Raw genomic sequence first — 20,209 nt, 5'->3', positions numbered from 1 at the left:
GAGCCGCTTCTGCTTTTAATGATATCCAGCTCCAGCGGCTAGAACAGTCGGTTGTTTCACTCCTTCATTCGAGGCAAAAAGCGCCTCGTAATCAGGAGTTCCAACACCCTCCTGTTCTGAGCGAGCCGCTTCTGCTTTTAATGATATCCAGCTCCGGTGACTAGAACAGTCGGTCATTTCGCGCCTTCCTGTGAGGCAAAAAGCGCCTCTTCGTCAGGAGCTCCAATGCCCTCTTGTTCTGAGCAAGTCACCTCCGCTTTAAAATCTATTATTGATTCAAGAACGCGCGTAGCATCCAAGCGTGTTTTTCTAGTTCTGTGTAGATGCCTAGTAGTAGGTCAGATGTCATTTCGTCGTCAGAGTCTTGAGCGATTTCCATGCCTTTTTTCAGTTCGACTAGCATCATTTCGTAGTCTTTCATAATTGCTTCGACCATCCCTTCTGCAGTTTCTCCGTATGCTGCTTCTTGAATAGAAGATAGTTCTAAGTATTCTTTCATTGTTGCTACTGGTTTGCCGCCAATTGCTAAAATGCGTTCTGCAATTTCATCGATGTGAGTAGCTGATTCTGTGTAAAGTTCTTCGAATTTCTCGTGTAATGTGAAGAATTGAGGCCCTTTTACGTACCAATGGAAGTTGTGAAGTTTTGTGAATAAAACGCTCCAGTCTGCTACTTGTTTGTTTAATACCTCGATTACTTGTTTGTTCATTATGATCAATCTCCTTTTGAGTTGTTATGTTATATCAATTACTAATTTATAATTATTATAATCTAGTAATTGATATAAAACAACCCTTTTGCTGAAATTAATTTGAACAAATTATGAACTGTTGTAAATAAAAATCCCTATTACGGTGAGGTAATAGGGATTTTGTTTGATATATAGCTCTTGTTCTAAATGAGCCGCTTCTGCTTTTATATAATATCCAGCTCCGGTGACTAGAACAGTCGGTCATTTCGCGCCTTCCTGTGAGGCAAAAAGCGCCTCTTCGTCAGGAGCTCCAATGCCCTGCGTTCTGAGCGAGCCGCTTCTGCTTTTAACGATATCCAGCTCCAGCGGCTAGAATCTCCGGTCATTTCGCTCTCTCGCTCGAAGCAAAAAGCGCTTCAAGGTCGAGAGCTCCAATGTCCTGCGATTCTGAGCGAGCCGCTTCTGCTTTTAATCATTACACAGCCTTCTGTTTTTCTTCTACATCCTGTCCATCCCAGCACTCTGTATTCTGTAAACCAGGGATAGAGCTTGCAACGAAAACTGGATCTTTTCCTTGTTTCTTTTGCTTCAAATAGTCTACTAATGCAGCGTAAGCAAATTTGCTAAGGAATGAGATGGCAATTAAGTTTGTGAATACCATTAGTCCCATGAATAAATCAGCTAAACTCCAAACTGTTTTAAGAGCAGCGATTGATCCGAAGAATACCATTCCGACAACTGCAACACGATAAATCATTAACCATGTTTTGCTTTCTTTAATGAATGCAATATTTGTTTCACCATAATAGTAGTTTCCTAGTAGAGAACTGAAAGCGAATAGGAAAATAATAATCGCTAAGAAAGTGCTTGCCCACGGTCCGATTTGTGAACTTAAAGCGTTTTGTGTTAATTCGATACCTTCTAAATTTGATCCTTTGTAAAGTCCAGAACATAATACGATAAATGCTGTTGATGTACATACTAAGAATGTATCTACGAAAACACCTAATGCTTGAACAAGTCCTTGTTTTACAGGGTGAGATACATCTGATGTTGCTGCTGCGTTAGGAGAGCTACCCATACCTGCTTCTGTCGCGAATAAACCGCGCTGAATTCCGAACTTGATTGCTGCTCCAATACCACCAGCGATGGCTTGGTCTAAACCGAATGCACCGTTAAAGATTTCCATGAAAATGCTTGGTAACATATTGAAGTTGTTAATAACGACAAAAATAGCCACGCCGATATAAACGATTGCCATTGGCGGAACAATCATTTCTGTAATACGTGAAATGCTCTTAATACCACCAAAAATAATGACTGCAACTAATAAGGCTAATAGAGCTCCTACGATTGTTCGCTCTAGTCCAAAAGCATTTTCAAACGCTATTGTTACTGTATTCGCTTGTACTGAATTGAAAATTAATCCGTACGCAACTGTAATAAGAAGTGAGAACCAAACACCCATCCAGCGTTTGTTTAATCCTTTTTCCATGTAATATGCCGGCCCACCACGGAACCTGCTACCATCTTTTACTTTATAAATTTGAGCGAGCGTACATTCTACGAAACTAGTAGCTGCTCCGATAATTGCGATAAACCACATCCAAAATATTGCGCCAGGTCCACCCATTGAAATTGCTAGTGCTACACCGGCTAAGTTCCCGATACCGATACGTGCTGCTGCACTTAAGCAAAATGCTTGGAATGGAGAGATGCTATCTTTCTTTTTTTCTTTTCGATTAAACCCTTTACTAATTAAGCTGACCATCTCACTGAAATGAGTAATTTGGACAAATTTTAATTTAAAAGAGAAGTAAAGACCGAAGCCGATTAGCATTGCAATAAGAATATATGACCATAAAATATTATTCGTTACCTCAAGGAATCTGCTAAAGATATCAACCATATAATACACTTCCTTTTTTTCGTAATAAGAAAATTATATGCAAAAAATATACGAGAATCAATTTTTCTAAAAAATTATGTTACTTAAATCAATTTTGTGTTATGATTATGTTACATCGTAATATTTTTAGAATTATTTACATTTTAAAAAACTAAATTTAAAGCGAGAAAGTGGGGATAATTTGAAAGAAGATTCTTTATTGAAAGTAAGCCTTGAGAGTTTGAAAATGAGAAGTAATATATTTTTTATCATTACATCTTTAAGTATCTTTTTAGGGGCAACTTATTATTACAATAAAAGATTTCCAAATCACAAATATCCTGAGTGGTTAGAATTTCTAAAGTTGATTGGATGAATAAAAGACAGAAAAACAGAAAATTAAAATAAATAAGTTATGGAGGAGCTAAAAATGAATATTAGAGAAAGTGAACTTCCGGGTATTGGTTATAAGTTTCAAATCGTTACGAAAGGTAACGAAAAGATGGTAATTGTCATTCATGATGATGGGCGTAGAGAAATGTATCATTTTGATTCAGACCATGAAGAAAGCATCTCAAGTATTTCACTACGTGACTCAGAGGCAAGGCAAATCGCAGCAATATTAGGTGGAATGGTATATAAGCCTAGGGCGTTAGAAAATGTTGAGATGGTTTTTGAAGGTTTAGCGATTGAGTGGTTCAAAGTGGAGAATACAGCTCCAGCAATCGGAAAAACAATTGGCGATCTTGAAATAAGAAAAACATATAGCGTAACGATAATCGCAGTTATGAAGAAGAACATGAAGAAGCTATTTAATCCAGGACCAGAAACAGTAATTGAAGAAGGAGATATGCTTGTAGTTTCAGGTGAGAGAGAAGAAATTAAAAAAATCATTAATGAATTACTTTCAAATAGGGGGGACTGACTAGATGGATACGTTAATTTTTGAAGTTGGTACAGCTTTAGTTTTAGTGGCAATTGCAGCGGTAATTGCTGGAAAATTTAAATTCTCAGTAATTCCTTTTCTAATTGTTCTCGGAATGTTAGTAGGACCGCATGCACCGACAATAGGTGTTATCGATCTCAAATTTATTGAAAGTGCAAGTGTAATTTCCTTCCTTGGACGGATTGGGGTTCTATTCCTTCTATTCTATCTAGGATTAGAATTTTCAATGAAAAAACTAATTAAATCTGGACGCTCTATTGCGATTGGCGGAACGATTTATATTTTAATTAACTTTTCACTTGGTTTGTTATACGGATTTATAATGGGATTCCCATTACTAGAAATCTTAATTATTGCGGGTATTATTACGATTTCTTCTAGCGCTATCGTTGCTAAAGTGTTAGTGGACTTAAGAAGAACTGGTAATAATGAAACCGAATTAATTTTAGGAATTATTATGTTTGAAGATATATTCCTTGCTGTATATTTATCAGTTGTTTCTGGTTTAGTACTAGGGGATCACGCTTCCTTCTTAGGCGCCCTTACTTCAATTGGAATTGCTTTAGGATATATGCTTCTATTCTTTATAGTAGCTAGAAAGGCTACGCCGTTATTAAATAAATTGCTCAATATTAGCTCAGATGAAATCTTTATTATTGTAGTATTTGCTTCGTTATTCTTCATTGCTGGTTTTTCAGAAACAATTCACGTTGCAGAAGCGATTGGGGCACTTCTTCTAGGATTAGTTTTCTCTGAGACAGAGCATAGTGATCGAATTGAACATCTTGTTGTTCCATTCAGAGACTTTTTCGGAGCTATTTTCTTCTTCAGCTTCGGGTTAAGTATTGATCCGTTCTCATTAGGCGGAGCGATATGGTTAACGTTAGGTGCTGTCCTTCTTACAATAATCGGCAACTTTGTAGCAGGAATGATTGCAGGAAGACAAGCAGGGTTATCTCATAAAGCATCAACAAATATCGGATTAACAATCGTTTCACGAGGAGAGTTCTCCATCATTATGGCTAATATCGGTATCGCCGGTGGTTTAATGTCAGTACTGAAACCCTTCTCAGCACTATACGTGCTTATACTATCCATTTTAGGCCCACTTCTGACAAAAGAGTCGAAGAATGTATATAAATTCTTAAATAAAATCTTTAAGTGGGATACGAAGACTAACTAAATTTTAAAAAATAAAGTACAAGATATTTCCTGCTTGTACTTTTATTTTTGTAATGAAAACAGTAAAGAGAGGTAAATGATGTTAGGAGAGTTGATTCATTCGGTTTTAGTTTTTTTAGAAGGACTTGGTTATTGGGGAATTATGCTTGGATTAATGCTAGAGGTTATTCCAAGTGAAATCGTATTGTCTTATGCAGGTTATTTAGTATCAACAGGAAGCATTACATTTTGGGGCGCTGTCGCGTTTGGTACAATTGGTGGTGTAATTGCACAACTATTCATTTATTGGATCGGTCGATACGGAGGAAGACCTGTTCTTGAGCGATATGGAAAATATATTTTAATTCAGAAGAAACATATTGATTATGCTGAAGATTGGTTTAATCGTTACGGAACTGGCGTTATCTTTACCGCACGTTTTATTCCGGTTGTGCGTCATGCTATTTCGATACCGGCGGGTATTGCGAAAATGTCACATGCTAAGTTTATTACGCTAACTACATTAGCTGTTATTCCGTGGTCAATTGTGTTTGTATATTTAGGGTTTAAATTAGGAACAGAGTGGGAAAGCATTAATAAAGTTGCGGGGCCATATGTGAAATACTTTGCACTTGCTGCTATTGTTTGTGCAATTGGTTATTTTGTATTAAAAAAAGTGATGAAAAAAAAAGTGATTACGGAAAAGGAATCTATGTCGACATAGGTTCTTTTTTTATTGGCATTTTTTCAAGGATGAAAGAATACGTTTAATATTTACCATATTGTGGCATACATATAGAAAAAGGGTGCTTGGAAAGGGGAATAAAGAGAAATGGAACTCCAGTTTCAAAATGTATATCAACAGGTAGAGAATTGGTATGTGTTGGATTCGGAGCTTCATTGGGATGTCAAAAAGCTGAGAGAGGATTTATTTTCTCTTATTGAAGCATGTAAAACGCCCGTTATTTTTTGTGATACGTGTGATGCAAACGATGTGCTTCTATCATTAGGGGAAGAGGAAGAAGAATTCCTATTCCCAGTAGGTGGTTTTTATCATAAAGAAAAACAATTAATTTTTGTTTGTATGTGGGAAGAGTATGAGCAGGTGCTCAAAACACTACTGCATGAGTTTCGTCATGCGATGCAGCATAAGAGAGAAGTATTGTATGTTGGAAGTGAAGTGTACGAAGATAGATGGATTGAAAAAGATGCGAGGAAGTTCGCGGAGAGGAAATTGGATGAATATAAGAATAGAAAGTTAATGTAAAGCATAGTGGAGAAATAGCGCTGTGCTTTCTGTATACTTATTAAAAATAAGTATTTGACTTTTATAAAGTTTAGTTCTAAACTAATGATATGAAACGAGCGAGGTGATGAAATGAAAACAGAAGATAGACTCGGATTACTATTATGGTTTCGTTTATCACGCTTTTATAATAAGAGTATTCGTGAGACGAATCAGCATTTGAAAGAATGGAATGTATCTGCCGCTCAGTTTGATGTACTAGCTCAAGTTGGAGGGCATAATCGTCTAACGCAGCAAGAGCTTGGAAATAAGCTATTTGTTACGAAGGGAAATATCACGCAGCTTTTAAATAAAATGGAGCAGCTAGAGTGGATTCGTCGTGAACAAGAAGGTACTACAAAATATATTTCGTTAACAGAAAAGGGAAAAGTTTTATATGAAGAAATCGTCCCGCCTCAAGAAACATTCCAAGCGGAGCAGTTTCAAAAATTAAATGTAGAAGAACAACATCAATTATTACAATTACTAAAAAAATTACAGTGAGAAAAAATTTAAAAATAAATCTCGAATTCGATATAGTATGAGGTGAAGGATATGTTTAGAAAAGTTGATCATAAAAATATGGGCAGAGCAAATCATGGTTGGTTAAATACACATTTTCATTTTTCTTTTGCCAATTACTATAATCCAAATAACATGAACTTCGGAGCGTTACGTGTTATTAATGATGATCTAGTAGCTGCACAAACTGGTTTTGATATGCATCCGCATCGTGATATGGAAATCATTTCGTACGTTGTAGATGGTGCTTTAACACATGAGGATAGCATGGGGAACCGCGGAACAATTGAGCGAGGACATGTTCAATATATGAGTGCTGGCACAGGTGTATTTCATAGCGAGCATAATTTAGGAAATGAAACACTACGTTTATTACAAATTTGGATTTTACCAGATCGTGCGGATCATAAACCAAACTATGGTGAGTTTAAATTTGATTGGAGCGAGCGTGAAAACGAATGGTTCCATATGGTATCTCCAGTAGAAGGAGAGGCACCAATTCAAATTCACCAAGATGCAAATTTATATTCTTTATCGTTAGATGCCGGAAAAGAAATTCATTTTCCTGTGCGAGAAGGCCGTCAATTGTATCTTGTTCAAATTGAAGGAAGCAGTGTAATAAATGGTGAAACGTTTGTTATGCGTGATGCAGCAGAATCTGTAGAAGAAGATACTCACATTCAAGCGAAAGAGCAATCACACTATTTAGCAATTGAATTGAAAAAACAATAAAAGGCTTATAGAAAAGAGGACATCTGATAGGATGTCCTCTTTTTTGATTGGAATTATCTGAAAAATGTTTCTCAAATTTTCGGTAGAGGTATCGGCTGTAAAAATCAGAATTTTATAAAAGTGTCAAAAATCTTTATGGGAATGGGGAATGTTATAGTGAAAAAGCAAGTCATTTCATCAGCATTAGCGTTAACTGTTATCGCCGGGGGATTTGGAGCGTTTGGGGCAACGACAACGAAAGCGGAAGAACAAAAAATTCAATATCATCAAGAATTTAAAACACCTGCATACATAGGTGAAGAATGGAAAGCACCGGAAGGACTAGATAAAAAAGAGACGGTCTTTCAATACTTAGAGAGTAAGAAAGATATGTTTAAATTAGCAGGAAATATTGAAAAGCATTTTAATATCGTTGGAGAAGAAAAAGACGCTGAATCTGACACGACACATGTGAAGCTAGTTGAGAAACATAATAACATTCCTGTGTACGGTTCTGATCAAACTGTTACACTTGATAAAGAGAATAATGTAAAAGCATTCTTCGGACAAGTTATTCCGAATTTAGATGATAAAAATATCCCTGCATCTGCAAGCATTAGTGCGGAACAAGCAGAAACAATTGCAAAGGCAGATATTGAGAAAGAAATTGGTAAAGTAAAGAATTATGACGGTGTGAAAAAAGATTTATTTGTATATGAAAAGGACGGTAATTACTACCTTGCATACTTAGTTAAGGCATCGATTTCAAAACCAGCTCCAGGGTATTGGCATTATTTTGTTGATGCAACAAATGGAAATGTTATTGAGAAATATAATGCTGTAGATCACGTTACAGGGTTTGGCTACGGAGTATTAGGTGCTAGACAATCATTTGAAATTGCCCAAGATGAAAAAACGGGAGTATTCAACTTATTTGACGGTAAACGAGGACAAGGTATTCACACATTTGATGCAGAAAATATGGATGAAAACTTGTTTAATTTATTCTCACAATGGCTTGGATATACAGGCGAAGAAGTTGAAAGTAAATCTAAGTTCTTCGAAGATAAAGCTGCAGTTGATGCGCATGTAAATGCAGGAAAAGTATATGATTACTACAAAAAAACATTTAATCGTAACTCTTTCGATGATAAAGGTGCGAAGCTTATTTCAACTGTTCACGTAGGAGAGAGCTGGAATAACGCAGCTTGGAACGGTGTGCAAATGATGTATGGTGATGGCGATGGAAAAACATTCATTCCATTATCTGCTGGACTTGATGTTATCGGTCACGAATTAACGCATGCTGTAACTGAACATACAGCAAACCTTGTTTATAAAAATGAGTCAGGGGCGTTAAATGAATCGTTATCCGATATTATGGGTGTTATGGTTGAGAAGAAGAGCTGGGATTTAGGTGCTGACATTTATACACCTGGAAAACCAGGCGATGCACTTCGTTCACTAAAAGATCCAGCGTCTATTCCAAACCCATTAAAACCAGGTGAAGGTTACCCAGATCACTATAGTAAACGTTATACTGGAACAGCTGATAATGGTGGCGTTCATATTAACAGTAGTATTAATAATAAAGCTGCTTATTTAGTATCTGAAGGCGGAGATCATTACGACGTGAAAGTAGCTGGAGTGGGCCGTGAAGCGACAGAAAAAATTTACTACCGCGCTCTTACGAAATATTTAACTGCAAACTCTGACTTCAAAATGATGCGTCAAGCTGCTCTTCAATCAGCCGAAGATTTATACGGTAAAGATTCTAAAGCTGTACAAGCTGTAACGAAAGCTTATGATGCAGTAGGCGTAAAATAATAAGAGAAAAGACCTGACATCCTAGTCAGGTCTTTTCTTTATCCCGCTATCCGCAAATGATGAAATTTCCACTTTATTTAGTCGCGAATACCTAATGCGATTTTCGCCATACGTGACATACGTTCTTTCGACCACGGTGGATTCCAAACGACATTTACTTCTATTTCATTGACTTCAGGTACGTTTGTTGATAATACTTTTTTAACGTCTGATACGATTTGCCCAGCCATTGGACAACCGATAGAAGTCATAGTCATCGTAATGACAGCATTATTATTTTCATCTGCTGTAACATCATACACTAATCCAAGATTAACGATATCAACACCTAGTTCAGGGTCAATAACAGCTTCTAAATTATCCAATAATTTATTTTCAAATGCTTCTTGTGACATAAGCAGCCCCTCCTATATTTTAATGATATCGATTCTCATTATAACGGAAATGAGCATAATGTGCAGGAAATGAGCTCAAAAAAAATATCCCTCTTTGAAAGAGGGATATTTTTTGAAAATCTATTCTGTTTTAAAATGAGATACGAGTTGATCTAACTCTTCAACTGTTTGTTTCATTTTTCCAGCAGTTACTGTCATTTCATTCATAACGATAACTTTCTGTTCAGCAGATTGTGCCGTTGCGGCGGTTTCGCTGGATACTTCAGTCGAGATAGAAGCGATGTTATTAAGTGAAGCATTCATTTCTTCAGCACTTGCAGCCATCTCTTCAGCAGTTGCTGATATGTCTTGCATTTGAGTAGATACTTTATTTACTTGTTCTACAATTGTTGTGAAAGAAGTACCAGCTTCACGAATAACATGAATGCCTTCAAATGCTTCAGAACGGCCTTGAGACATCATAGAGCTAGCAGTTTCTGTATCATTTTGAATTTGATGTAGTAATTGATTAATGTCTGTTGCAGCTGTTTTAGATTGTTCAGCAAGCTTTCGAACTTCGTCAGCTACGACAGCAAATCCTTTTCCTTGCTCGCCAGCACGAGCTGCCTCAATAGAAGCATTTAAAGCAAGTAAGTTTGTTTGCTCAGCGATATTAGAAATAGATTGTACAGCGGTATCGATATATTTCGTATGAGTGATTAGACGTTCAACCACTTCTGACGTAGCATTTACAGCTTCGTGTATCGTTGTCATTTGTGAAACAGATTTTTGGATAACGGTACTTCCATCGCTAGCATGTTCAGATGTGGCAACAGCAAGTTCCGCTACAGATGAAGCAGATTCAGCAATACGCTGAACACTTACTGCCATATCGTCCATTGCAGTTGAACTTTCTTCCATACTAGAAGTTTGTGATTGAATACTTGCATTTAAGTTAGACATCGAGCTTTGGACTCTTACTGTCGCCTCACGTGATGTATTCGTTTTTTCTAGCATATTTTCAGAAGCAGTTTGTACTTCCACTGATGTTTTTTGAACACGATTAATGATATGTTGTAGGTTTTCTAACATTTTATTAAATGATGCTGCGATAGCACCGATTTCATCGTTGCTATTTACTTGTAGACGTGCCGTTAAGTCACCTTCTTGAGAAGCTAACTCTTTTAGTTTCGTGTCAATTTGTTGAATTGGTTTCACAAGTTTACCAGAGAACCACCATGCAAGAATAATTGCAGCGACAATACAAATAACAAGTGATAAGAAAATAACATATTCGATTAAGAGTGCAGATTGGTCAATTTTTTCAATAGATTGTTCACGTAATGTAGCTTGTTCATTACTATAATTTGTGAAGTCACCAATTACTTTATAGACAGTTCCGTTTTCTGAAGAAGCTACTTGTAAAGCTTCTTCCCATTTTTGTTCTTTTGCAAGAGTGAATACTTTTTCTTCAACGAACTTTCTCCAAGTAGACCCTAATTCCATTGTGCTTTTTACGGATGAAGAAAGATTTGGATTAGAAAGAAGTTTATCTTTTGAATCCTCAAGACGTTTACTCATCTCATTAAACTTGTCTAATTCGACTTGATCATGTTGTAGTAAATAACCTCTTAAAGCAGAGAGCTGTACTTGATAAGCATCTCCACGTTCTTTCAATTCTGTTGCCAGTGGAGAAATTTCTTTTTGTAATGTTTCAGCTTTACGAGATTGGTCAATAGCAAAAAATAAAATAAATGCTAAGGCGATACCAAATAAAGCGCAAATCGTTCCCATCATGAACATAAGTTTTTTTCTGATACTTACAAAATTCATATGATAAAAAGCCTCCTTTGTGAAATCTTAGTATTAGAATTAATTAATGTAAAAAATGAAAGAAAGCTTTACTCCAGTTGGAATAAAGCTTTCTTATTTCCTTTAGGAATTATAGCAGACGGAATGAGAGATAGAAAGATATATTTTAAAGTGAAAAAAGAGAGACTGTAAAACTTCCTTTCCTATACCTTTGAGCTTGTGTCATTTTCACTTTAAGCGTTTGTTTTGAAATGAGAAACGAGAATTTCAAGTTCTTGTACGATTGTTTTCATTTCAGATGATTTGTTAGCCACGATACTCATTTTGTTTACTTGATCACCAGCTGAATGTGCTGTTTGTGATGTTTCTGCAGCAACTTCGTTTGAAATAGAAGCGATATTATTTAAAGCTGCGTTCATTTCTTCAGAGCTTGCAGCCATCTCTTCAGCAGTTGCAGACATTTCTTGCATTTGCGTAGAGACTTTGTTAATGTGGTTAACAATTTCTGAGAATGAAGATCCAGCGGTACGAATAACCGTAATTCCTTCAGAAGCCTCTGCTTGACCTTGTGTCATCATGTCATTTGCTATTTTTGTATCGGCTTGAATTTGATGCAGTAAATGGTTAATGTCAGTTGCGGCTAGTTGAGATTGTTCAGCAAGTTTTCTAACTTCATCAGCAACAACAGCGAATCCTTTGCCGTGTTCACCAGCACGAGCTGCTTCAATAGAAGCATTTAAAGCGAGTAAATTTGTTTGCTCGGCGATATTAGAAATAGATTGAAGTGCAGTATCGATATGATTTGTATGTGTAATGAGTCGCTCAACTACTTGTGATGTAGCGTTAACAGCTTCGTTAATTGTATGCATTTGTGTAATAGATTTCTCAATGACTTTATTCCCATCATCTGCTTTTTCTGAGGTTGTGACAGCTAAACTAGTAACAGAAGAGGCGGCCTCAGCAATACGCTGAACACTCGTTGCCATGTCATCCATTGAGGTTGAACTTTCTTCAATGCTAGAAACTTGTGAACGAATATTGTGTTCAAGAGCATTCATAGTTTCTTGTGTCCTTGCGGTATTTTCCATAGAAGCGGTTGTTTCGATAAATACATTTTCGGAAGCTTCTTTTACACTTGTTGATGTTTGTTGAACTTGTTTTATTATATGCTGTAAGTTAGTGAGCATTTGATTAAAGGAATTTGCAATGTCACCAATTTCATCTTTACTCGTTACGTGTAATCTAGCCGTTAAATCTCCATCTTGAGAAGCTAATTCTTTCAACTTCTCATCAATTTGTCGAATTGGTTTAACGAGTTTACCAGAGAACCACCATGCTAATAAAATAGACGTTAATGTACATGTAATGAGTGAGAAGAAAATAATATATTGAATAAGTGATGAAGAAGACTCGACGTCAGCAATTAATGCGTCACGTTTCTCATTCTCTTCATTTGTATATTTATTAAAACGACCTAACAGATCATTTACATAATCTGTTTGTGCTAAAGCAATTTTAGATGCTTCGTCCCATTTTCCTTCATGCGCAAGAGGTAGTACCTCATTATCTATGACGCTACGCCATTTTCCTCCCATTAAAATGGCTTCTTTCATTCCTTCTGGGAGCTTCTTGTCACTTGTTACTTTCTCTCTAGTATCAGCTAATTTTTTCCCTTCTCGGTTGAACTTATCTAATCCTTTTTGATCATGTGATAGCAAATATTCTTGTAAACCAGCAACTTGTGCCTGGAACCAATCGCCACGTTCTTTTAAAATCGTCGCTCTTTTCGATACATCATTTTTTAACGTTTCGATTTCACTTGCTTGATTCATGGCGAATGAAAGAATAACAATAAGAGCAATGCTAAATAAAGAAGAAATGCTTAAGAGTGTGAACAGTAGTTTTTTTCGAATACTAACATATTTCATCGTTACCCCTACCCTCATTTAAACTGTTTATTATGATTTATAGATATTTGAAGCGAAATTAATAAAAACATTATTATGAAGTTATTAATCTGTTCAATGAAAATTATAGCAGATAATGGAAGGAGTCAGATTGGTATTAGAAAAAGTTCTTAAAATGTATACATTTGTATATCATAAAATCCATAAATAAATATTAGAAATGCTATTGAAATTTGAAATAACATCATGTATACTTCTAATTAGTTGATAACGATTATCAGTATCAACTAAAACATTACTCTTCGTTATGTTGGTCATACCCCTTTTTGACGACGTAAGTCAGAGACGAAATGTTGAAATATCTTGTGTCCTATTCTACAGAATTATGGTAATCTCCAACCTCAACTTATATGCGCGAGCATGCAAAAAGGATCCTATCCGTGAAGGGATCCTTTTTTGCATGCTCGCGCAATTATTGTATATAGACCGGGTATTTGTTCTTCAATTCCTTCTGGGGCAGTAGAAGGGAAGACCCACTTTTGATGAGGTCCCTGTTCTTCAATTAGTTTTTCAATCTTAAAATGTTCTTCGGCGAGTGTTGTAATAATTTCTCCTAATGTCCAGCGACGGATGGTTGTTTTCGGTAACGATTCTTTCTGCGCTTCTGTAAGAAGAATGCTATAAGCAACATCATCTTCAATCAATTCTTCATCGAAATAATTTCCATTGGCCCGAAACGATGGGTGGTCTACTCCTAATAGCTTTGTGTATATTGGATGGTAATCGCGGAGGATAAGTATTCCATCTGGCTTTAGTAGTTGAGAGATTTTGGTGAAAAGTGGTTTTAAATCTAGAAAGTAATGAAGTACACCAAGCTCCAGTAATACGATATCAAATGATTTGGAGAGATTTACATCTAGTACATCAGAAACGATGTAATGAATAGAAACGCCTGCGGCATCAGCAAGTTCATTTGCATATTTTGCATTACTTGCTGAAATATCAACAACTGTTACGTCAGAGCCTAAAAGGGCGAGAGCAACGGCCTTATTCCCTTTTGATCCTAGTAAATTAATAATACGTTTTCCTTTCGGAGATTGTATGTAAGGTAAATAGTGATCTACCTCGCGCATAGGGTCTTCCATGATTTTTTTCGCATAATCCTCCGGTGCCCCATGGCGATTCGTCCAAGCTTCATAAGCAGCTGTATTCCAGCTTTTTTCATTAATAGTGCTTAGTTGTTTTTGGTTCAATGTTATCACTCCTTTTGTGAACGTATAGTTATTCGGCAGGGGGATGGGATTTCCTTTTCTTTCTGAATAAAAGTTTGATTTTTCTGTGATTAAGTCGTACAATACTTTTTATACGTAAAAGCGTTGAAAAGGAAAAGTAGGATGAACACATTCTTTCCAGAGAGCTTCGGTAGCTGAGAAGAAGCAAGAATATTCATTTGAACAATGGCCTTTGAGCTTCGTCCTGAACTTATCAAATGATAATAGTAGGCGGCGACGAGAGTTGGTACTCGTTATCAAAACCACAGTATAAGAGCATATAGCTCCGTACTTGTTAAGGCTAATTATGTGAGTAATTGGCGAAATAAGGTGGTACCGCGACTGTTTATACAGCCCCGCCCTTATCTTTTTTAAGATAAGGGCGGGGCTTTTTTATATTTAAAAGGAGGAATGTAAGATGAGTATTTTTATTGGAGGCGCTTGGCCGTATGCAAATGGCTCGTTACATCTTGGTCATATTGCGAGTTTGTTACCTGGAGATATTTTAGCACGTTATTACCGGGCAAAAGGTGAGAATGTGTTGTATGTTTCGGGCAGTGATTGTAATGGAACACCGATTGCAATTAGAGCAAAACAAGAAGGTGTGACAGCAAAAGAAATTGCTAATAAGTACCATGAAGAATTCCAGCGATGTTTTCGTGATCTCGGTTTTACGTATGATTGCTATACACGTACCGATAGCGAGCATCATCATGAAACTGTTCAAAAAGTTTTTTTACGTTTATTGGAAGAAGGCTATATTTATAAAAAAACAGTGGAACAAGCGTACTGTAAAACGTGTACGCAGTTTTTACCGGATCGTTATGTAGAAGGAATATGTCCACATTGCCATGAAGCAGCAAGAGGCGATCAATGCGATGCGTGTTCAGCTATTTTAGATCCACTCGATTTGTTAGAAAAGACATGCAAGTTATGTGGTAGTACACCATCTGTAGAGGAAACAGAGCATTTTTATTTTGCATTGCATACATTTCAGCAGCAAATTAAAAAAGTTGTAGAAATCGCAAAAGAAAAAGGAACATGGCGTGATAATGCAATTCAATTAACGGAAAGATATGTAAAGGAAGGGTTACAAGATAGGGCTGTATCAAGAGATTTACCAATCGGGGTACCAATTCCAGTGAAAGGGTATGAAGATAAGAAAATTTACGTATGGATAGAAGCAGTAGCAGGATATTATTCAGCGAGTAAATATTGGGCTGAAGAAACAGGAAAAGATGATCATGAGTTTTGGAATAGCGATGCGCAAACATATTATGTACACGGCAAGGATAATATTCCATTTCACTCCATCATTTGGCCAGCGGTTTTACTTGGAATAGGAGAGGAAGCAATCCCGCGTCATATCGTTTCGAATGAGTATTTAACAGTTGAAAAAAGAAAGTTATCTACGAGTAAAAACTGGGCAGTATGGGTGCCTGACATATTAGAACGTTACAATCCAGATTCTATTCGTTACTTTTTAACAGTAAATGCACCAGAAAATCGTGATACTGATTTTTCATGGCGTGAATTCATTTACAGTCATAATAGTGAACTGTTAGGTGCATACGGGAACTTCGTGAACCGGACATTAAAGTTTATTGAAAAATATTATGATGGCATTGTGCCGCAGGGAACTATCAATGTAGAACTGAAGGATAAAGTAGAAGGATTATATAAAAATGTAGGAGAGGCGATTGAGCAAACTACATTTAAGGTGGCGCTAGAAACAATATTCGATGCCGTACGTTTTGCAAATAAATACTTTGATGAGAGGCAGCCTTGGAAAGAAAGAGAAGATAATCCAGTTTCATGTGAAGAAACGATTTATAATTGTATTTATCTTATTGCTAATTTTGCAAATCTCCTTGAACCATTTTTACCATTTTCAAGTGAAAGAGTTCGAAGCACATTGTCGATTGTGAACCGAAATTGGGAACCGCAAAATACGTTGCCGAATAGAATTGATAGCGTGCAGCCATTATTTGAGCGAATCGATGTAAAACAAATTGAGCATGAGATAGAGAAGCTGTATGGAGCGGCAAAATGAGATAGAGAAAAAGACCTTTCAAGTAAATGAAAGGTCTTTTGTTATGCAGTATGATTCTCTTTCTTATCTTTCAAAAAGAAAAGTACAGCAAGGATTACAAGAATAATAGCTGCAATATCATACGTTATTTTAAATGTAGTATTAAAGTTTAAGTACTCTACGAAAGGAGTTTTCACTGCTCCTGCATATATACAAACGGGAATGAGAAGTAAATCGTAAAATTTCTTTTCTTTCATATATCTTATTAGGAAGAAGATACACATAATAGCAAAAAATACGATGCTTAAAATAGTCATTTATACCTCCCGATAAATTTACTTATTTTAATTGCAGTTATATTTTTATCCCGCATTAACGGGCAGTAAGACTCCACCTCAAAATTCAGCGAAAGCGAAGCAGTTAGGTGGGGATCAACTGCCCGTAAAAGCCCGATTGGTGAGGGCTGATAATCAGTGGGGGATGAACAAAACCCCCACTAATTAAAGTTTTACTTTATATAAATTCTGTATTTTTTTCAAGCGCTATGCACGCGATTATGTTTCCTTTCTTTCCTAGCCGTAAGCAGCTGGGGAGTGAAAATTCCAAGCAATATAAAAATAATTCCAATCCACTGCATGAAGGTTACGACTTCATGTACAAGTGTAATAGAAGCGATAATAGCAGTTGGTAATTCAGCTGCACCTAATATCGTGCTAAGTCCTGTTCCAACTTTTGGTACACCGATTGAAAAACAAATGACAGGTACAACAACGCCGAATAATCCGAGGAAGAAAGCATATTTCCATAGACCAGCTTGCAGGGCACCATCTGTTAAAAAGGTCGGCGGGAAGAATAGGCATACGATAAGAGTTGCACTTGTTGTCATAAGAAAGCTTTTCGTATAAGGGGGAACATCTGTAGCAACGCGTCCGCTTGCAAAAACATAGAATGAAAAAGAGACAGCAGCTAATAGTCCAAAGATAATCCCTTTCGTAGAAAAACTTTGTCCGAGGCCTTCAAATATACCACCTGCAAACAATGTACCAGCAAATAAAATAAGGATAGATATGATCTTATCGCGGCTTGGAAATGTTCGATTTGCAATTGCTTCGATAATGACACCAATCCAAGTGAACTGAAAGAGTAGGACGACAGCGATAGATGCGGGTAGCTCTTCTACAGAAATAGCGTAGAAAATTCCAGTCATACTCATTGTTGTTCCGACGGTTAGTAATGAAAAGAATTGTTTTTTTGTTACTTTATGACGTGAAAAGAAAAGAACGAGTAGAAATAGTCCAATCCATCCGAAGACATATTGTCCCCCTAATAGTTGATGTGCTGAAAATCCACTTAGGAATCCGAGTTTGAAAATAGTTGAAAGTATGCCGTAGCTGCAAGCACCGAATAAAACGAGCAATGAATATTTAAACTTATCCATAAAAAATCCTCCTTTTAAGTAATAAAAAACGCCCGCTATCCAAATAAGGATAACGGGCGAACGAAACAGAGTAAGACACTCTACAAAATTCCGCCACTCACACATAAAGTATGAGTTTGGGGTATGTAATTATAGTGAATGCTACATTGCTTTTGGGAATACAATGGAGCATTTTACACCTTGAGCTGTGTTTTGTATTCCGTAAGGAAATTGATGTTTATCTAATATTTGTTTCACGATATATAATCCAAGACCGCTACCTTGTACTAAACCGTGTTTATCAGGGTTTGCACGATAGAAAGGCTCAAATAAATGAGCAAGTTTATCTTCATCAATTTGTGAACCTGTATTTAATACTTCTAATGCGTAACCGTTTGGTTTTTCATAAAGCTTTATATATACGTGCTGGTGGTCAATTGTATAATGAATTGCATTTGAAATAATGTTAAAAATAGCAGTTTGAATAAATTTAGGATCAGCTAAAATTTGTACGTCGTGTTTAATATTAGATTGTACATTTAATTGTTTTACAGATACAAAGTAATCTACTTTCTTCATAACATCCTCAATAATATTAGATAAAGAAATGACTTCTAAATTCGGTTTAAATTGAGGGTTTTGTATTTTGGATAATTCCGACATTTTTTCCGTTAATATGTTAATATCTTGCATCATTTCATAGGAACGTTTTAAATATTTATCTCTATCTTTATAAGCTCCAATTCCGTGAATCATGCCATCTAGTTGTCCCATAACGGCTGCGATTGGTGTTTTTAATTCATGGGATACCATAGACATAAATTCTTTACGAGATTGCTCTAATTGTTGTTCCTTTTTGAGCTCATTTCTTAAATCTTGATTGCTTGCATGTAAATTCTTCACAATATTTGGTACTTGTGAAGCGGCTACTTGCAAATTAAAATCTGTTTGATCTGTATTTTTGTTAAGTAGTTTTTTATCTGAGAAATCAAGATTCATAATATCTTTTAAAGCATCGCTCATATATTGAAAAGGTTTGGCAATTAGTTTTGTATAAATTAAAGATCCGAGTAGTGATAATGCAAGCATTGTCGCGCCAATATGTGGAGCTAATTGCTGCAACGCATCTGCTAACTTTGGATTATCATTTATATCATTTATTTTACTTGCTGCATTTTGTGTATGTAAGGCATCATTATTAGCGGCTTTCTTTTCTGCTTCTGTAAGCGGATTAGAAGTGCTATTTTTCCCCGAAAGGTTTTGTGTATGTTCTTTTGCTTTTGCAGTTTGGCTAGGCTGCAAAAGGTGATTGATAGCTGTAGAAAGAGATTTATAATCTATAATAGAAGATTGGAAATTGGAAATACTTCCCTCTGACACAGCTTTATTTTGATTCGTTTTACTTTGATTGTTTTGCCTATCTAAATCCGCCTGTTCTGTAGTCGGCGTTCCATTTTCTTTCGCAAAATGTTCTTTATCGTAGTTTGAAGCTAGAAAGTAAATAATTTGATAAAGACAAAGTGATAAAAGAATACAAAATAATAAGGTTTTGATGAAAATATTTTTGGTGATGTTGTCTTTGCTACGATTCGATTTTGTAGCCAATGCCTTTCACCGTTTTAATATAAGTAATTCCTAATTTTTTTCTTAAGTTTTTAATATGTGTATCTATAACTCTTACATCACCATAATGTTCATAGCCCCATACCTTATTCAACAAATCACTTCTTGATAATACTTTTCCTCGATTTTGCAGTAAAGTATAAATAATTTCAAATTCTTTTGTTGTCAATTCAATTTGATTACCATGAACATAAGCTGCATATGCTGTAGAGTTTAACATCAATTCATGGAATTGTAGTATAGTTGCAGCTTCTGCTTCCTTCGTTGCTGCCCTTCTTAATACAGCCTCTACACGCTTAATAAATACAGTGTAATGGAACGGTTTCGTAATATAGTCATCAATACCTAACTCAAATCCTTTAATTTCACTTTCTTCATTATGTAAGCCTGTTAACATAATGATTGGTACATCAGATTGTCCTCGCATAATTTTACAAATACTATAGCCATCTATATCTGGTAACATTACATCGAGGAGGACAAGATCGTATGAATTTTTTTGGAAAAGAAGAATACCTTCTGTTCCAGCACCAACTACATCAACAGTAAAGTTTTGTGCCATTAGAAATTCACGAATTAGTTCTTGTATATCTGGGTTGTCTTCAATCACCAGTATATGCGTCATAGTAACACCTCCTAAATAACGCTTTTTACTGCAATATTCGAATTCATCATTTTTCGAGTGACTCAGATTGTTTATACATATAATAAGCCCCCGCTATAAAATAATCATGAAGGTAGC

19 protein-coding genes and 1 other annotated feature are annotated in these 20,209 nt (G+C 36.1%); of the genes, 8 read left to right on the top strand and 11 right to left on the bottom strand.

Annotation, left to right across the window (positions count from 1 at the left end; genetic code table 11):
• Positions 1–15: 15 nt before the first annotated feature.
• The 3 genes from DN403_RS31070 to DN403_RS08125 form a co-directional block, all read right to left on the bottom strand.
• Positions 16–177: a hypothetical protein gene (locus DN403_RS31070; RefSeq protein ID WP_000128781.1), complete on the bottom strand. Its 162-nt coding sequence runs from the start codon at positions 175–177 to the stop codon at positions 16–18.
• A 91-nt stretch (positions 178–268) separates the two neighbouring features.
• Positions 269–709, bottom strand: coding sequence for a Dps family protein (locus tag DN403_RS08130; RefSeq protein WP_001041895.1), 441 nt, complete (start codon positions 707–709; stop codon positions 269–271).
• Between the two features lie 457 nt (positions 710–1,166).
• Positions 1,167–2,600, bottom strand: coding sequence for an alanine/glycine:cation symporter family protein (locus DN403_RS08125; RefSeq protein WP_000227587.1), 1,434 nt, complete (start codon positions 2,598–2,600; stop codon positions 1,167–1,169).
• Positions 2,601–3,009: 409 nt separating this feature from the next.
• Here DN403_RS08125 and DN403_RS08120 point away from each other — a divergent pair, with 409 nt between their 5' ends.
• The 7 genes from DN403_RS08120 to nprB all read left to right on the top strand — a co-directional run bounded on the left by DN403_RS08120 (position 3,010) and on the right by nprB (position 9,031).
• Positions 3,010–3,504, top strand: a complete 495-nt coding sequence (locus DN403_RS08120) for a cation:proton antiporter regulatory subunit (protein ID WP_001026075.1) — start codon at positions 3,010–3,012, stop codon at positions 3,502–3,504.
• Between the two features lie 4 nt (positions 3,505–3,508).
• Positions 3,509–4,708: a cation:proton antiporter gene (locus DN403_RS08115; RefSeq protein ID WP_000380223.1), complete on the top strand. Its 1,200-nt coding sequence runs from the start codon at positions 3,509–3,511 to the stop codon at positions 4,706–4,708.
• A 78-nt stretch (positions 4,709–4,786) separates the two neighbouring features.
• Positions 4,787–5,410: an undecaprenyl phosphate transporter UptA gene (gene uptA, locus DN403_RS08110; RefSeq protein ID WP_057096654.1), complete on the top strand. Its 624-nt coding sequence runs from the start codon at positions 4,787–4,789 to the stop codon at positions 5,408–5,410.
• A 108-nt stretch (positions 5,411–5,518) separates the two neighbouring features.
• A complete protein-coding gene (locus DN403_RS08105; protein WP_000422791.1) occupies positions 5,519–5,953 on the top strand; it encodes a DUF3920 family protein in 435 nt (144 codons plus the stop codon).
• A gap of 111 nt (positions 5,954–6,064) precedes the next feature.
• Positions 6,065–6,475, top strand: coding sequence for a MarR family winged helix-turn-helix transcriptional regulator (locus DN403_RS08100; RefSeq protein WP_000845462.1), 411 nt, complete (start codon positions 6,065–6,067; stop codon positions 6,473–6,475).
• Between the two features lie 51 nt (positions 6,476–6,526).
• Positions 6,527–7,225, top strand: coding sequence for a pirin family protein (locus DN403_RS08095; protein ID WP_000488932.1), 699 nt, complete (start codon positions 6,527–6,529; stop codon positions 7,223–7,225).
• Positions 7,226–7,381: 156 nt separating this feature from the next.
• The gene (nprB, locus tag DN403_RS08090; protein ID WP_000745125.1) at positions 7,382–9,031 is read left to right on the top strand and encodes a neutral protease NprB; all 1,650 of its coding nucleotides are present in this window, start codon (positions 7,382–7,384) and stop codon (positions 9,029–9,031) included.
• Between the two features lie 77 nt (positions 9,032–9,108).
• Here nprB and DN403_RS08085 read toward each other — a convergent pair whose 3' ends face one another.
• From DN403_RS08085 to DN403_RS08070, 4 genes are all read right to left on the bottom strand, one after another.
• Positions 9,109–9,426, bottom strand: coding sequence for a metal-sulfur cluster assembly factor (locus DN403_RS08085; RefSeq protein ID WP_000076424.1), 318 nt, complete (start codon positions 9,424–9,426; stop codon positions 9,109–9,111).
• A 120-nt stretch (positions 9,427–9,546) separates the two neighbouring features.
• Positions 9,547–11,238 (bottom strand): methyl-accepting chemotaxis protein, encoded by a 1,692-nt coding sequence (locus DN403_RS08080; RefSeq protein ID WP_001012201.1) that lies wholly within the window; start codon positions 11,236–11,238, stop codon positions 9,547–9,549.
• A 212-nt stretch (positions 11,239–11,450) separates the two neighbouring features.
• Positions 11,451–13,145, bottom strand: coding sequence for a methyl-accepting chemotaxis protein (locus tag DN403_RS08075; RefSeq protein WP_000878434.1), 1,695 nt, complete (start codon positions 13,143–13,145; stop codon positions 11,451–11,453).
• Between the two features lie 413 nt (positions 13,146–13,558).
• Positions 13,559–14,377 carry a class I SAM-dependent methyltransferase gene (locus tag DN403_RS08070; RefSeq protein WP_001072257.1) on the bottom strand — a complete coding sequence of 273 codons (819 nt, stop codon included), beginning with the start codon at positions 14,375–14,377 and terminating at the stop codon, positions 13,559–13,561.
• A 114-nt stretch (positions 14,378–14,491) separates the two neighbouring features.
• Positions 14,492–14,762: a binding site (T-box leader), on the top strand.
• 51 nt (positions 14,763–14,813) lie between these two features.
• On the opposite strand from DN403_RS08070, the gene metG reads away from it, so the two are divergent.
• The gene (gene metG, locus DN403_RS08065; RefSeq protein WP_000021588.1) at positions 14,814–16,448 is read left to right on the top strand and encodes a methionine--tRNA ligase; all 1,635 of its coding nucleotides are present in this window, start codon (positions 14,814–14,816) and stop codon (positions 16,446–16,448) included.
• Positions 16,449–16,489: 41 nt separating this feature from the next.
• On the opposite strand, the gene DN403_RS08060 is transcribed toward metG, so the two are convergent.
• From DN403_RS08060 to DN403_RS08045, 4 genes are all read right to left on the bottom strand, one after another.
• Positions 16,490–16,744 carry a hypothetical protein gene (locus DN403_RS08060; protein WP_000154129.1) on the bottom strand — a complete coding sequence of 85 codons (255 nt, stop codon included), beginning with the start codon at positions 16,742–16,744 and terminating at the stop codon, positions 16,490–16,492.
• 218 nt (positions 16,745–16,962) lie between these two features.
• Entirely contained in the window at positions 16,963–17,865 is a 903-nt protein-coding gene (locus DN403_RS08055; protein WP_000357151.1) for an EamA family transporter, read from the bottom strand.
• Between the two features lie 141 nt (positions 17,866–18,006).
• On the bottom strand, positions 18,007–19,449 hold the full coding sequence (locus DN403_RS08050) for a sensor histidine kinase (protein ID WP_000201951.1): 1,443 nt from the start codon (positions 19,447–19,449) through the stop codon (positions 18,007–18,009).
• Positions 19,427–20,092 carry a response regulator transcription factor gene (locus DN403_RS08045; RefSeq protein WP_000148834.1) on the bottom strand — a complete coding sequence of 222 codons (666 nt, stop codon included), beginning with the start codon at positions 20,090–20,092 and terminating at the stop codon, positions 19,427–19,429. The genes DN403_RS08050 and DN403_RS08045 overlap by 23 nt, the downstream gene beginning before the upstream one ends.
• Positions 20,093–20,209: the final 117 nt, after the last annotated feature.

It is taken from the genome of Bacillus sp. AY2-1 (assembly GCF_008368965.1).
Lineage (GTDB): Bacteria > Bacillota > Bacilli > Bacillales > Bacillaceae_G > Bacillus_A > Bacillus_A thuringiensis_S.
This window is presented reverse-complemented; position numbering and strand designations above follow the sequence as displayed.